Annotated in this window: 9 protein-coding genes; 2 read left to right on the top strand and 7 right to left on the bottom strand. The window is 62.5% G+C overall.

All coding sequences use genetic code 11. From position 1 onward, the window contains the following. The 4 genes from tuf to rpsL all read right to left on the bottom strand — a co-directional run. On the bottom strand, window positions 1–967 hold a 967-nt coding region (gene tuf / locus NKJ15_RS32370), incomplete at its 3' end, for an elongation factor Tu (RefSeq protein WP_352819755.1). Between the two features lie 67 nt (window positions 968–1,034). Beyond that, window positions 1,035–3,125, bottom strand: coding sequence for an elongation factor G (gene fusA, locus NKJ15_RS32365; protein WP_023680448.1), 2,091 nt, complete (start codon window positions 3,123–3,125; stop codon window positions 1,035–1,037). A 30-nt stretch (window positions 3,126–3,155) separates the two neighbouring features. After that, complete coding sequence (rpsG, locus tag NKJ15_RS32360; RefSeq protein WP_008875664.1) at window positions 3,156–3,626, bottom strand: 30S ribosomal protein S7; 471 nt, start codon at window positions 3,624–3,626, stop codon at window positions 3,156–3,158. Window positions 3,627–3,711: 85 nt separating this feature from the next. Then, on the bottom strand, window positions 3,712–4,083 hold the full coding sequence (gene rpsL, locus NKJ15_RS32355; RefSeq protein ID WP_006333356.1) for a 30S ribosomal protein S12: 372 nt from the start codon (window positions 4,081–4,083) through the stop codon (window positions 3,712–3,714). A 462-nt stretch (window positions 4,084–4,545) separates the two neighbouring features. On the opposite strand from rpsL, the gene NKJ15_RS32350 reads away from it, so the two are divergent. Then, a complete protein-coding gene (locus NKJ15_RS32350; protein WP_254817147.1) occupies window positions 4,546–4,827 on the top strand; it encodes a transcriptional regulator in 282 nt (93 codons plus the stop codon). A gap of 123 nt (window positions 4,828–4,950) precedes the next feature. Continuing rightward, entirely contained in the window at window positions 4,951–5,880 is a 930-nt protein-coding gene (locus tag NKJ15_RS32345) for a Gfo/Idh/MocA family protein (protein WP_352682668.1), read from the top strand. Between the two features lie 48 nt (window positions 5,881–5,928). Here the strand turns inward: NKJ15_RS32345 and NKJ15_RS32340 are convergent, their stop codons facing one another. The 3 genes from NKJ15_RS32340 to rpoB all read right to left on the bottom strand — a co-directional run bounded on the left by NKJ15_RS32340 (window position 5,929) and on the right by rpoB (window position 15,142). Further along, window positions 5,929–6,594 (bottom strand): O-methyltransferase, encoded by a 666-nt coding sequence (locus tag NKJ15_RS32340; RefSeq protein WP_352474774.1) that lies wholly within the window; start codon window positions 6,592–6,594, stop codon window positions 5,929–5,931. Window positions 6,595–6,677: 83 nt separating this feature from the next. Then, the gene (gene rpoC / locus NKJ15_RS32335) at window positions 6,678–10,874 is read right to left on the bottom strand and encodes a DNA-directed RNA polymerase subunit beta' (protein ID WP_352819753.1); all 4,197 of its coding nucleotides are present in this window, start codon (window positions 10,872–10,874) and stop codon (window positions 6,678–6,680) included. Between the two features lie 131 nt (window positions 10,875–11,005). After that, window positions 11,006–15,142, bottom strand: coding sequence for a DNA-directed RNA polymerase subunit beta (gene rpoB, locus NKJ15_RS32330; protein WP_352682666.1), 4,137 nt, complete (start codon window positions 15,140–15,142; stop codon window positions 11,006–11,008). Between the last annotated feature and the right edge of the window lie 371 nt (window positions 15,143–15,513).

Raw genomic sequence — 15,513 nt, 5'->3', positions numbered from 1 at the left:
TGGTGAAGAACGGCGTGTGGCGGCCGCCCTCGTCCTTGGTCAGGATGTAGGCTTCGGCAACGAACTTCTTGTGCGGCTTGACGGTGCCGGGCTTGGCCAGGACCTGGCCGCGCTCGACGCCTTCACGGTCGACACCGCGCAGTAGCGCGCCGATGTTGTCGCCGGCCTGGCCCTGGTCGAGCAGCTTGCGGAACATCTCGACGCCCGTGCAGGTCGTCTTGGTGGTCGGACGGATGCCGACGATCTCCAGCTCCTCGCCGACCTTGACGACGCCGCGCTCGACGCGGCCGGTCACCACCGTGCCACGGCCCGAGATCGAGAACACGTCCTCGATCGGCATCAGGAACGGCTTGTCGAGCGGACGCACCGGCGTCGGGATGTAGGCATCGACCGCAGCCATCAATTCGCGGATGGCGTCCTCGCCAATCTTCTTGTCGCTGTCTTCAAGGGCGGCAAGCGCCGAACCCTTGACGATCGGAATGTCGTCGCCGGGGAACTCGTTCTTGGTCAAAAGCTCACGCACCTCGAGCTCGACCAGCTCGAGCAGCTCGGCGTCGTCGACCTGGTCGACCTTGTTCAAGAACACCACGATCGAGGGCACGCCGACCTGGCGGGCCAAAAGGATGTGCTCGCGGGTCTGCGGCATCGGGCCGTCGGCGGCCGACACCACCAGGATCGCGCCGTCCATCTGCGCGGCACCGGTGATCATGTTCTTCACATAGTCGGCGTGGCCGGGGCAGTCGACATGGGCATAGTGGCGGTTGGCGGTCTCGTATTCGACGTGCGCCGTCGAAATGGTGATGCCGCGCGCCTTCTCTTCGGGCGCAGCGTCGATCTGGTCGTAGCGCTTGTATTCGCCAAAATACTTGGTGATCGCCGCCGTCAGCGACGTCTTGCCATGGTCGACGTGACCAATCGTGCCAATGTTCACATGAGGCTTAGTGCGCTCGAATTTACCTTTTGCCATGTGATCTCTCCATTCCTGCCAGCCCGTGCGGGCCTTGAATTAAGTTACTGATGCAACTCGTTTCGAGTTACGCGTATTTCTTCTGGACTTCCTGGGCGACCGCGGTCGGGACCGGCTCGTAGTGGTCGAACTGCATCGTGTAGGCCGCGCGGCCCTGGCTCATCGAGCGAAGGTTGTCCACGTATTTGAACATGTTGGCGAGCGGCACCATCGCGTTGATGACCACAGCTACGCCACGGGCTTCCTGGCCCTGGATCTGGCCGCGACGGCCGTTCAGGTCGCCGATTACGCTGCCGACATAATCTTCCGGCGTCACCACTTCGACCTTCATGATCGGCTCGAGCAACTGCACGCCAAGCTTGGGGGCTGCTTCACGGAAGCAGGCGCGGCCGGCGATTTCGAAGGCCAGAACCGACGAGTCCACGTCGTGGTAGGCGCCATCGATCAGCGTCGCCTTGACGCCGATCATCGGGAAGCCGGCGAACGGGCCCGAGGTCATGACGCTGTTGATGCCCTTTTCGACACCGGGGATGTATTCCTTCGGCACAGCGCCGCCGACGATCTTGGTTTCGAACTCGAATTCGCTGCTTTCCGGATTCGGCTCGAACAGGATCTTGACGCGGGCGAACTGGCCGGTACCGCCGGTCTGCTTCTTGTGCGTGTAGTCCTGCTCGTGCTTGCGGGTGATCGTCTCGCGGTAGGCCACCTGCGGCGCGCCGACATTGGCCTCGACCTTGAACTCGCGGCGCATGCGGTCGACGATGATGTCGAGGTGAAGCTCGCCCATGCCGGAAATGATCGTCTGGCCCGATTCCTCGTCAGTCTTGACGCGGAAGGACGGATCCTCGGCGGCCAGGCGGTGAAGGGCGAGACCCATCTTTTCCTGGTCGTTCTTGGTCTTCGGCTCGATGGCGATCTGGATGACCGGATCGGGGAATTCCATGCGCTCGAGGATGACCGGATGCAGCGGATCACTGAGCGTGTCGCCGGTGGTGGTGTCCTTGAGGCCAGCGAGGGCGACGATGTCGCCGGCAAACGCCTCTTCGACGTCGGCGCGCGAATTCGCATGCATCTGCAGCATGCGGCCGATGCGCTCTTTCTTGCCCTTCACGGTGTTGTCGACCGAGATGCCCTTGGTGAGCTTGCCCGAATAGATGCGGGCAAAGGTGAGCGAACCGACGAACGGGTCGTTCATGATCTTGAAGGCAAGCATCGACAGCGGCTCGTTGTCGTCGGCATGACGCTCGATCTCGGCGTCGGTCTTGGCGTCGACGCCCTTGATGGCCGGGACATCGGCCGGCGACGGCAGATATTCGACGACGGCGTCGAGCAGCGGCTGCACGCCCTTGTTCTTGAAGGCCGAGCCGCAGAACATCGGATAGAACTTCACCGCGATCGTGCCCTTGCGGATGAGCGCACGGATCTCGTCGTTGCTCGGCATCTTGCCTTCGAGGTAATTCTCGAGCGCCGTCTCGTCCATTTCGACGGCGGCCTCGATCATCTTCTCGCGGTATTCTTCGGCACGAGCCTTGAGGTCGGCAGGGATCTCGACGATGTCCCAGGCAGCGCCCAGCGTCTCGTCGCGCCAGACCAGCGCGTTCATCTCGACGAGGTCGACGACACCCTTGAACTCGGTCTCGGCGCCGATCGGCAGCTGCATGACGACGGCATGCGCACCGAGGCGCGATCCGATCATCTCGACCGAGCGGTAGAAGTCGGCGCCGATCTTGTCCATCTTGTTGCAGAAGATCATGCGCGGCACGCGATACTTGTCGGCCTGGCGCCAGACGGTCTCCGTCTGCGGCTCGACACCGGCATTGGCATCGAGCAGCGCAATGGCGCCGTCGAGCACGCGCAGCGAACGCTCGACTTCAATGGTGAAGTCGACGTGGCCGGGGGTGTCGATGATGTTGAAGCGGTGCATCTTGCCGTCGCGACCCTTCCAGAAGGTCGTGGTCGCGGCCGACGTGATGGTGATGCCGCGCTCCTGCTCCTGCTCCATCCAATCCATGGTGGCAGCGCCGTCGTGGACTTCGCCGATCTTGTGCGACTTGCCCGTGTAATAGAGGACGCGCTCGGTGGTCGTCGTCTTGCCGGCGTCGATATGCGCCATGATACCGAAATTGCGGTAGTCTTCGATTTTATATTCGCGGGCCATGGGAGGTGCCTCTTCAGTCTCGTTCGCGCTTTACCAGCGGTAGTGCGCGAAAGCGCGGTTGGCTTCTGCCATCTTGTGGGTGTCTTCACGCTTCTTGACGGCGGTGCCGCGGTTGTTGGCCGCGTCCATCAGCTCGCCGGAGAGGCGGTCGACCATCGTGGTCTCGTTGCGGTTGCGGGCGGCGGCAATCAGCCAGCGGATGGCCAATGCCTGACGGCGCTCGGGGCGCACGTCGACCGGAACCTGGTAGGTGGCGCCGCCGACGCGGCGCGAACGCACTTCCACATGCGGCGCGACATTGTCGAGCGCCTGATGGAAGACGGTGACCGGCTCCTGCTTGGTCTTGGACTGAACCTGGTCGAGCGCGCCGTAGACGATGGTCTCGGCAACCGACTTCTTGCCGTCATACATGACGGCGTTCATGAACTTGGTGACGATCAGATCGCCGAACTTCGGGTCCGGATTGATCTCACGCTTTTCTGCACTGTGACGACGGGACATTTTTTCTCTGCCTCAATTCTACGCGGTGGCCTGGATCCCGGATCGTCGCTTGACGCCGCCCGGAACGACCTTGGCTACGCTTCGGTCACTTCGGACGCTTGGCGCCGTATTTCGAACGGCGCTGCTTGCGGTTCTTCACGCCTTGCGTGTCGAGCACGCCGCGGATGATGTGGTAACGGACGCCCGGAAGATCCTTGACGCGGCCGCCGCGGATCATCACCACCGAGTGCTCCTGAAGGTTGTGGCCTTCGCCGGGGATGTAACCGATCACTTCAAAACCATTGGTCAGGCGGATCTTGGCCACCTTGCGCAGCGCCGAGTTCGGCTTCTTCGGCGTCGTGGTGTAGACGCGCGTGCAGACGCCCCGTTTCTGCGGGTTCTGCTGCATGGCCGGGACCTTGTTGCGCTTCACCGGCGCAATGCGCGGCTTGCGGATCAGCTGGTTGACGGTAGGCATTAAACCCTCTTGTCTCTCAATTCCGTGTCTCGCCCGGTCAGGGCCGCTCAAAGCGTCATTTCCATACGCAAATTCGAGCCACAAACCGCGCCTCGCGGTCTTGCCCGAACAAATGGCAGAGGAAGCGGAATCCGCTTCATGCACGCCGGAAATGTCTTTTCGCTCGTAAAACGAACCCTGTTTGAGGCAAACTCCAAAGCGTGTCGCTTCGGAAGCAAGAGCCTCACATCGGTTCTGACTGGGCGGCTTCTACTCGTATGGCCACTGTCCGTCAACCCCGGAGCGGCAAATATTGCGCTGAACCCGAGGCTTGGCAGCCATGCGAAAAGCGCATGTAATTTTCTTGCGCCGTTTTTCAAGAGGAAGCCAGAAAGTGACCGGCTTGCGCCTGTTTCCAGGCCGTGCTTCGTGCGAAAAGGCGGCATGAACAGCCCAACCCCCCTCGCCCGGAGGTACGAACCCGTGAATGACAATGAGGAGCGCCCGGTCACCATTATTACCGGCCGGGTGTGGAAGCGCAAAGGCGGCAAGCCGGAAGGCGTGCATGTGATGCTGGTCGCACCGGACGACGATTCGGCGGTGCGCCGCGCTCTCGAATCGCTTGCCGCCGAAGGTTATGCCGAGGCAGAGCTCGATCAGATCGGCGACCTGGACGGCGTGCCGGACGAGGAGCCGCATCTGTCCGCCTATCAGGGCGCGCTCGAAGGCGAAGTGTCGATCGTGACGTTCGATGTGCCGATCTGAAGAGATCTGAATCGCGGTCGATCTCACGGGCCGGCGACAAAGCCCGGCGACTTGCCCGGCACAAGTTCTCTGCTAAGAAGCGACCTCTGGCAAAACCAAGCACACTCAACCTGCGGAGCTCCCATGTCCTCTAATCCCATCAAGCTCGGCATCGTCGGCGTGGGGAAGATCGTCCGTGACCAGCATCTGCCGGCGCTGGCGAAGGACCAAGATTATCGCCTGGTTGCTGCAGCCAGCCGCCATGGCAAAGTCGAGGACATCCCGAACTTCCCGACGATCGAGGCGATGCTCGACGCAACGCCGGAGCTCGAGGCGGTGTCGCTGTGCATGCCGCCGCAGTTTCGTTACGACGCCGCGCGCTTGGCGCTGGCGGCGAAAAAGCATGTTTTCCTGGAAAAGCCGCCCGGCGCCACGGTCAGCGAGGTCGAAGACCTGAAGGCGCTGGCGACAGCGAACGGCGTCTGCCTGTTCGCCAGCTGGCATTCACGCTATGCGCCGGCTGTCGAAGCTGCGCGCGCATTCCTTGGATCGACAACGATCAGGTCGGCCGCCATCAATTGGAAAGAAGACGTGCGCCGCTGGCATCCGAATCAGGAATGGATCTGGGCTCCCGGCGGCTTTGGCGTGTTCGATCCCGGCATCAACGCCCTGTCGATCGCTACCCACATCCTGCCGCCGATGTTCATCAGCTCGGCAGAACTCGATTTCCCCGAAAACCGCGCGGCCCCCATCGCCGCCCATATCGCCTTCCGCACGTCGAACGGTCTGCCGGTGACGATGGAACTCGATTGGCGTCAGACCGGCCCGCAAAGCTGGGACATCCTGGCCGATACCGAGGCAGGATCGATGGTGCTTTCTGGCGGCGGCTCAAAGCTTGCCATCGATGGCCGCGTCGTTCACGAGGAGCCGGAAGCCGAATATCCGATGCTCTACAAGCGCTTCGCCGAGATCGTGCGCGCCGGCACCTCCGACGTCGATCTCGCGCCCCTGCAGCACGTCGCCGACGCCTTCATGCTCGGCAAGCGCAATGTGGTGGAGGCGTTTTTCGATTGATCAGTGGGCGCCGCCGGATCGCAGGTCCGGCCGGCGCACCGCACAAATTCAATTAACGATCGCTATTGCAAAGCCGTCATAGCCCTTGGCGCCAACAGTCTGGATCGCGGTGCCTTCCAGACGTTTGTCGCTGCCGATGAACGAGAACGCCGCGCGTGCCCCTTCGACATTGGCATCGCGACCATCTTCATTCACCACCGCGCCGTCACGGATGACATTGTCGCAGACGATGACGGTCCCCGGCCTCGAAAGACGCATGGCCCAGGACAGATAGTGCGGGTTGTTCGGCTTGTCGGCGTCGATGAAGATGAAGTCGAACGGCCCGGCATTCTCGGCGCCTAAGGCCGCAAGCGATTGAAGCGCCGGTCCGACTCGCAGTTCCACACGGTCAGACACCCCTGCTCGTTCAAAGTTCGACCGCGCGACACTGGCGTGGTGCGGATCAAGCTCGAGCGTCACGACCTTGCCGTCCATCGGCAATGCTCGCGCCATCCAGATTGTCGAATAACCGCCCAACGTGCCGATTTCGAGTACCTTCCTCGCTCCCTGCATTCGCGCAAGAAGTGAGAGCAGCTTGCCTTGTGCCGGGGAAACGTCGATAGGCGGCAGGCCCTGATCATGGTTGGCCGCCAGAACGGCATCGAGGGCGGGATCCGCCTCGAAAAGAGCTTCGACAATGTAGTCGTCGACAGAAGCCCAGATCTTCCTGCTCATCGTTCTCCTCCGATCCGATTGGGGAACCACAACGCGAAAAGGGGCCACTTGGGCCCCTTTTCTATCTTCTCTTGCTTGTGCGCTTACTGCGCGGCGTTAACCATGTCGGTCAGCATCGGCTCGGCGACCTCGACGCCGGACGCCTTGCGGCGCTCGTCGATGATCAACTCGTCGCGCGAGGTGGCGATGCGCCGGATCTGGCTCATCGTACCGCCGGTACCGGCCGGGATCAGCCGGCCGACGATGACGTTTTCCTTCAGCCCCTGCAGCATGTCGGTCTTGCCCGCAACCGCAGCTTCGGTCAGCACCCTCGTCGTCTCCTGGAAGGAGGCGGCGGAGATGAAGGACGGCGTCTGCAGCGAGGCCTTGGTGATGCCGAGCAGCACCGGCTGGCCTTCGGCCGGCTTCTTGCCTTCCTCGACCAGGCGCTCATTGACCTCTTCCAGCTCGATCACATCGACGTGGTCGCCCGGAATGTAGGTCGAATCGCCCTGCGTGGTGATCTCGACCTTCTGCAGCATCTGGCGAACGATCACCTCGATGTGCTTGTCGTTGATCGACACGCCCTGCAGTCGGTAGACCTCCTGGATTTCGTTGACGAGGTAGGAGGCAAGCGCCTCCACGCCCTTGATCGCCAGGATGTCGTGCGGCGCCGGATTGCCGTCGAGGATGTAGTCGCCCTTCTCGATGACGTCGCCGTCCTGGAGATGGAACGGCTTGCCCTTCGGGATCAGGTATTCGACTGGCTCAAGCGTCGAGTCATGCGGCTCGATGATGATGCGGCGCTTGTTCTTGTAGTCGCGGCCGAAGCGGATCGTGCCATCGATCTCGGCGATGATGGCGTGGTCCTTCGGACGGCGTGCCTCGAACAGTTCGGCAACACGCGGCAGACCGCCGGTGATGTCCTTGGTCTTGGCGCTTTCCATCGGGATACGCGCCAGCACGTCGCCGGGACGAACCTGTGCGCCCGGCTCGACCGAAAGAATGGCCTCGACCGAGAGCAGGAAGCGGGCGTCGCCGCCTTTCGACAGCTTGCCGACCTTGCCCTTAGCATCCTGGACGACGATCGCCGGCTTGAGGTCGTTGCCGCGTGGCGTCGAACGCCAGTCGATGACCTCGCGCTTGGTGATGCCGGTCGATTCGTCGGCGGTTTCCTGAACGGAAATGCCATCGACCAGATCCTCGAATGCCACCCTGCCCTCGATTTCGGTGAGGATCGGGCGGGTATAAGGATCCCACTCGGCAATGCGCTGGCCGCGCTTCACCTTGTCGCCATCGTCGACGAAGATACGCGAACCGTAGGTGACGCGGTGCGTGGCGCGTTCCTTGCCGGCTTCGTCGAGGATCAGCACCGCCATGTTGCGGCCCATGACCATCAGCTGGCCGTCGGAGTTGCGCACCACGTTGCGGTTGCGGATCTCGACCTTGCCCTCGTACGAGGCTTCAAGGAACGAGGAATCCACCACCTGCGCCGTGCCGCCCATGTGGAAGGTACGCATGGTGAGCTGGGTGCCCGGCTCGCCGATCGACTGCGCCGCGATAACGCCGACAGCCTCGCCCTGGTTGACGGGAGTGCCGCGGGCCAGATCGCGTCCGTAGCAGACCGCGCAGACGCCGACCCTGACCTCGCAGGTCAGCGCCGAACGGATGCGAACCGACTGCACGCCGGCCTTTTCGATCAGTTCCACGTCACGCTCGTCCATCAGCGTTCCGGCCTTGACCAGAACCTCGCCGGTGACCGGGTGGGTGATGTCGTCGAGCGAGGTGCGGCCGAGAACGCGCTGACCAACCGAGGCGACGACCTGACCGGCATCGACGATCGGCTGCATGGTGAGGCCCTTGTCGGTGCCGCAGTCGAGCGAGTTGACGATGCAGTCCTGCGCCACGTCGACGAGACGACGCGTCAGGTAACCCGAGTTCGCCGTCTTCAAGGCGGTGTCGGCCAGCCCCTTGCGGGCGCCGTGGGTCGAGTTGAAGTACTCGAGCACGGTGAGGCCTTCCTTGAAGTTCGAGATGATCGGCGTCTCGATGATTTCACCGCTAGGCTTGGCCATCAGGCCGCGCATGCCGGCGAGCTGGCGCATCTGGGTGGGCGAGCCGCGCGCACCGGAGTGCGACATCATGTAGATCGAGTTCATCGGCTTCTGACGGCCGTTGTCCTCAAACTCGACCGCCTTGATGCGGGCCATCATTTCGTCGGCGACCTTTTCCGAGCACTTGGCCCAGGCGTCGACGACCTTGTTGTACTTCTCGCCCTGGGTGATCAGACCGTCATTGTACTGCTGCTCGTACTCCTTGGCCAAAGCCTCGGTGTCGGAGACCAGCTTGATCTTGGCGTCCGGGATCAGCATGTCGTCCTTGCCGAACGAAATGCCGGCACGGCAGGCGTGGCTGAAGCCGAGAGCCATGATGCGATCGCAGAAAATGACCGTCTCCTTCTGACCGCAATGGCGGTAGACGGTGTCGATCATCTTGGAGATGTTCTTCTTGGTCATCTCCTGGTTGGCGGTCTCGTAGGGCACGTTGTGGTTCTTCGGCAGCAGCTCGCCGATGATCATGCGGCCAGGCGTGGTGTCGTAGATCTTCGACACGACCTTGCCGTCGGCGTCGACCGTGCGGAAGCGCCCCTTGATCTTGGCATGCAGCGTCACCGCCTTGGTCTCGAGCGCGTGCTGGAGTTCGCCCATGTCGGCAAACACCATGCCCTCGCCCGGCTCGTTCTGATTGACGATCGAAAGGTAGTAGAGACCGAGAACCATGTCCTGCGACGGCACGATGATCGGCGCGCCCGAAGCCGGGTGCAGGATGTTGTTGGTCGACATCATCAGCACGCGGGCTTCAAGCTGCGCTTCCAGCGACAGCGGCACGTGGACCGCCATCTGGTCGCCGTCGAAATCGGCGTTGAAGGCCGTGCAGACCAGCGGGTGAAGCTGGATCGCCTTGCCTTCGATCAGGATCGGCTCGAACGCCTGGATACCAAGGCGGTGCAGCGTCGGTGCGCGGTTCAGCAGCACCGGATGCTCGCGGATGACCTCGTCGAGGATATCCCAGACCTCCGGACGCTCCTTCTCGACCAGCTTCTTCGCCTGCTTGACGGTCGAGGAGTAGCCCTTGGCGTCGAGACGGGCGTAGATGAAGGGCTTGAACAGTTCGAGCGCCATCTTCTTCGGCAGGCCGCACTGGTGGAGCTTGAGCTCCGGACCGGTGACGATGACCGAGCGGCCGGAATAGTCGACGCGCTTGCCGAGCAGGTTCTGGCGGAACCGCCCCTGCTTGCCCTTCAGCATGTCGGACAGCGACTTCAGCGGACGCTTGTTGGCGCCGGTGATGACGCGGCCGCGGCGGCCGTTGTCGAACAGCGCATCGACGGCTTCCTGCAGCATGCGCTTTTCATTGCGCACGATGATGCCGGGCGCGCGCAGCTCGATCAGCCGCTTCAAGCGGTTGTTGCGGTTGATGACGCGGCGATAGAGGTCGTTCAGATCCGACGTGGCGAAACGGCCGCCGTCCAGCGGGACAAGCGGGCGCAGGTCCGGCGGGATCACCGGAACCACCTTCATGATCATCCATTCCGGACGGTTGCCGGACTCCATGAAGTTCTCGACGACCTTGAGCCGCTTCAGGTACTGCTTCCGCTTGAGCTCGGAGGTGGTCGAAGCCAGCTCAGAACGCAGATCGCCGGCGATCTTCTCGAGGTCCATGCCGGCCAGAAGGTCGTGGATCGCCTCGGCGCCGATCATGGCGGTGAACGAATCCTCGCCATACTCGTCGACGGCCATCATGTACTCTTCCTCGCTGAGCAGCTGGTGCTCCTTCAGCGCGGTGAGGCCGGGTTCGGTAACGATGTAGTTCTCGAAGTAGAGGACCCGCTCGATGTCCTTCAGCGTCATGTCGAGCAGCGTGCCGATGCGCGACGGCAGCGACTTCAGGAACCAGATGTGGGCGACCGGTGCCGCCAGCTCGATATGGCCCATGCGCTCGCGGCGGACGCGCGACAGCGTGACTTCGACGCCGCACTTTTCGCAGATGACGCCCTTGTATTTCATGCGCTTGTACTTGCCGCACAGGCATTCATAGTCCTTGATCGGGCCAAAAATGCGCGCGCAGAACAGGCCGTCACGCTCCGGCTTGAAGGTGCGATAGTTGATGGTCTCCGGCTTCTTGATCTCGCCGAACGACCAGGACAGAATCTTCTCAGGGCTGGCAAGCGAGATCCGGATGGAATCGAACACCTGCGCAGGCGCCTGGGGATTGAAGAGATTCATGACCTCTTGGTTCATGCCGTTCTCCTTTTCGGGGTCCTCGAAAACCCCTTGCATCTAGCGCGGGCCAAACGCCCGCCGACTTGATCGGCCATCGGCCGAGAATTTGGTGCGTCCGGTCGCGGGAAGACCGCGGCCGGACGTCTTGCTTACTCGGCCGCGTCGGGCAGCCGGATCGGGTTGTCGTCGAGCTTGGTGTTCTCCAGCTCGACATTGAGGCCGAGAGACCGCATTTCCTTGACGAGAACATTGAAGCTCTCGGGAATGCCGGCCTCGAAGGTGTCGTCGCCTCTGACGATCGCCTCGTAGACCTTGGTGCGTCCGGCGACGTCATCCGACTTCACCGTCAGCATCTCCTGCAGCGTGTAGGCGGCGCCGTACGCTTCGAGCGCCCAGACCTCCATCTCGCCGAAGCGCTGGCCACCGAACTGCGCCTTGCCGCCCAGCGGCTGCTGGGTAACGAGCGAGTACGGACCGATCGAACGCGCGTGGATCTTGTCGTCCACAAGGTGGTGAAGCTTGAGCATATATATGTAACCCATCGTCACTTTGCGATCGAACGGCTCGCCAGTGCGCCCGTCATAGAGCTGCGACTGACCGCTGGTGTGCAGGCCCGCCTGCTCCAGCATGATGTTGATGTCGGCCTCATGCGCGCCGTCGAACACCGGTGTCGCGATGGAGACGCCGCGGCGCATCTGCTCGCTGAGGCGAACGATGCTCTCGTCGTCATATTCGCGGACCGGCTCGTTGCGGTCGTTGGCCGGCATGAAGCTCTCGAGCGTCTTGCGCAGCGGCTTGATGTCGCCCGCTGTCTTGTACGCATCGATCAGATCGCCGATCTTCCTGCCCATTCCGGCGCAGGCCCAGCCCAGGTGCGTCTCCAGAATCTGGCCGACATTCATGCGCGACGGCACACCCAGCGGGTTGAGCACGATGTCGGCATGCGTGCCGTCCTCGAGGAAAGGCATGTCCTCGACCGGAACGATCCGCGACACGACACCCTTGTTGCCGTGTCGGCCGGCCATCTTGTCGCCGGGCTGCATCTTGCGCTTCACGGCCACGAAGACCTTGACCATCTTCATGACGCCCGGAGGCATCTCGTCGCCGCGCTGCACCTTCTCGACCTTGTCCATGAAGCGCTGCTCGAGCGCCTTCTTGGAATCGTCGTACTGGCCACGCAGGGCTTCCAGTTCGCTCTGGAGCTTTTCGTTCTCCACGGCAAACTGCCACCACTGCGAACGCGGATACTCGTCGAGCGTGTCCTTCGACAGCTTCGAGCCCTTCTTGAAGCCCTTCGGCCCGGCAATCGCTTCCTTGCCGACGAGAACGTCGGAAAGACGCGAATAGACGTTGCGGTCGAGGATCGCCTGCTCGTCGTCGCGGTCCTTGGCGAGGCGTTCGATCTCCTCGCGCTCGATCGCCATGGCGCGCTCGTCCTTCTCGACGCCGTGGCGGTTGAAGACACGCACTTCGACGACGGTGCCGAAGGTTCCCGGAGGCATGCGCATCGAGGTGTCGCGCACGTCCGAGGCCTTTTCACCGAAGATGGCGCGCAGCAGCTTTTCTTCCGGCGTCATCGGGCTTTCGCCCTTCGGCGTGATCTTGCCGACCAGGATGTCGCCCGGCTGCACTTCCGCACCGATGTAGACGATGCCGGCCTCATCGAGGTTCTTCAGCGCTTCTTCCGAGACGTTGGGAATGTCGCGCGTGATCTCCTCCGGCCCCAGCTTGGTGTCGCGGGCCATGACTTCGAACTCCTCGATGTGGATCGAGGTGAAGACGTCGTCGGCGACGATGCGCTCGGACAGGAGGATGGAATCCTCGTAGTTGTAGCCGTTCCACGGCATGAACGCGACCAGCACGTTACGGCCGAGGGCCAGATCGCCGAGCTCGGTCGACGGGCCGTCGGCGATGATGTCGCCCTTGTTGACCCGGTCGCCCATGCGCACCAGCGGACGCTGGTTGATGCAGGTGTTCTGGTTCGAACGCTGGAACTTCATTAGCCGGTAGATGTCGACGCCGGACTTGCCGGGATCGAGATCTTCCGTGGCGCGGATGACGATACGCGTCGCGTCCACCTGGTCGACGATGCCGCCGCGGCGGGCGCCGATGGCGGCGCCCGAGTCACGGGCGACGATCGGCTCCATGCCGGTGCCGACGAACGGCGCTTCGGCGCGCACCAGCGGCACGGCCTGACGCTGCATGTTCGAGCCCATCAGCGCACGGTTGGCGTCATCGTTCTCGAGGAACGGGATCAGGGCCGCGGCCACCGACACCATCTGCTTCGGCGACACGTCCATCAGATCGACGTTTTCGCGCGGCGCCATCATCACTTCGCCGGCGTTGCGGCAAATGACGAATTCGTCGACGAAATGACCATTCTTGTCGAGCTCGGCATTGGCCTGCGCGACGTGGTGCTTGGCCTCTTCCATAGCCGAGAGGTAAACGACCTCATTGGTCAGCTTGCCGTTGACGATCTTGCGGTACGGGCTCTCGATGAAGCCGTATTTGTTGACTCGCGCGAAGGTCGCAAGCGAGTTGATCAGGCCGATGTTCGGGCCTTCCGGCGTCTCGATCGGGCAGATGCGGCCGTAATGCGTCGGGTGCACGTCGCGCACTTCGAAACCGGCACGCTCGCGGGTCAGACCGCCCGGTCCAAGCGCCGAAAGACGGCGCTTGTGGGTGATCTCCGAAAGCGGGTTGGTCTGATCCATGAACTGCGACAGCTGCGAGGAACCGAAGAACTCGCGCACGGCGGCAGCCGCCGGCTTGGCGTTGATCAGGTCCTGCGGCATCACCGTGTCGATCTCGATCGAGGACATGCGTTCCTTGATCGCGCGCTCCATGCGCAGCAGGCCGACGCGGTACTGGTTCTCCATCAGCTCGCCGACCGAACGCACGCGGCGGTTGCCGAGATTGTCGATGTCGTCAATCTCGCCCTTGCCGTCGCGCAGTTCGACGAGCGTCTTGACCACGGCCAGGATGTCGTCCTTGCGCAGCACGCGCACGGTATCCTCGGCCTTGAGCTCGAGGCGCATGTTCATCTTGACGCGGCCAACGGCCGACAGATCATAGCGCTCGCTGTCGAAGAACAGCGAGTTGAACATGGCCTCAGCGGTTTCCAGCGTCGGCGGCTCGCCGGGGCGCATGACGCGGTAGATGTCGAACAGCGCGTCCTGGCGGCTCTCGTTCTTGTCGACGTTGAGCGTGTTGCGGATGTAGGCGCCGACGTTGACGTGGTCGATGTCGAGGACCTTGATCTCATCGTCACCGGTGCCAAGCAGCACTTTCAGCGTCTTTTCGTCGATCTCGTCACCGGCTTCGAGGAAGATCTCGCCGGTCCCGTAGTTGACAATATCCTCGGCAAGGTAGTTGCCGAGCAGATCCTCGTCGGTCGCCTTGATCGCCTTGAGACCCTTTTCGCCAAGCGCCCTGGCCTGGCGGGCGGTGATCTTCTTGCCGGCCTCGACGACGACTTCGCCGGTGTCGGCGTCGACCAGGTCACCAACGGCCTTGAGGCCGCGGAAACGGTCGACGTTGAACGGGATGCGCCAATGGTCGCCGGCGCGCTTGTAGGTGATCTTGTTGTAGAAGGTCGACAGGATCTCTTCGCCGTCCATGCCGAGCGCCATCAGCAGCGACGTCACCGGGATCTTGCGGCGGCGATCGATGCGGGCATGCACGACGTCCTTGCTATCGAACTCGATGTCGAGCCACGAACCGCGATAGGGAATGACGCGCGCGGCAAACAGGAGCTTGCCGGACGAGTGCGACTTGCCCTTGTCATGGTCGAAGAAGACGCCTGGCGAACGGTGCATCTGCGAGACGATGACGCGCTCGGTGCCGTTGACGATGAAGGTGCCGTTCAAGGTCATGAGCGGCATGTCGCCCATGTAGACGTCCTGCTCCTTGATGTCCTTGATCGACTTGGCGCCGGTATCCTCGTCGATATCGAACACGATGAGGCGCAGCGTCACCTTGAGCGGCGCCGCATAGGTCAGGTCGCGCTGACGGCATTCGTCAACGTCGAATTTCGGTCCCTCGAACTCATACTTCACAAATTCCAGCATCGAGGAGCCGGAAAAATCGGAAATCGGGAAGACCGACTTGAAAACTGCCTGCAGTCCCTCGTCAGGACGCCCACCCTTGGGCTCCTCCACCATCAGGAACTGGTCATAGGATGCCTTCTGAACCTCGATCAGGTTCGGCATCTCCGCAACTTCCGGGATCTTTCCGAAAAACTTGCGTACGCGTCTGCGGCCATTGAAAGTCTGGGTCTGGGCCATCGTCGCTCCTTAGCTCAATTCTCGGGACGAGCCTCGCCGCGGCTCGCCTTGCATCTCGGGCCACCTTGGCGGCCCTGTCTTGTTGCCCGCCGCCTGTCGGCGGCTTCTTGTCTTTTCACCCGGCGCCAATTGGCGGCGGGCCAGAAACGGGAGAAAACCCGTTTCCTGAAGGCCGGTTTGCGGCCCTCAGGAAAGAGGTTTTCGCACTCTTCGCGTTACGCAGCCTCCCTTCGACGCGAAAGGAGTGGCGGGCGGGGCGGCGCCCGGCGCCCGGGCTGACCGCGTTAGTGAAGTGGGCCTTTGGGGCCGCGGGGTGAACCTGGGGCGTGGAAATTTGAGCGTGGGGCGTGGTAACGGCGTACTTTTACCGG

Origin of the sequence: Mesorhizobium sp. M0207 (assembly GCF_040321995.1) — a bacterium.
Classification (GTDB): domain Bacteria; phylum Pseudomonadota; class Alphaproteobacteria; order Rhizobiales; family Rhizobiaceae; genus Mesorhizobium.
This window is presented reverse-complemented; position numbering and strand designations above follow the sequence as displayed.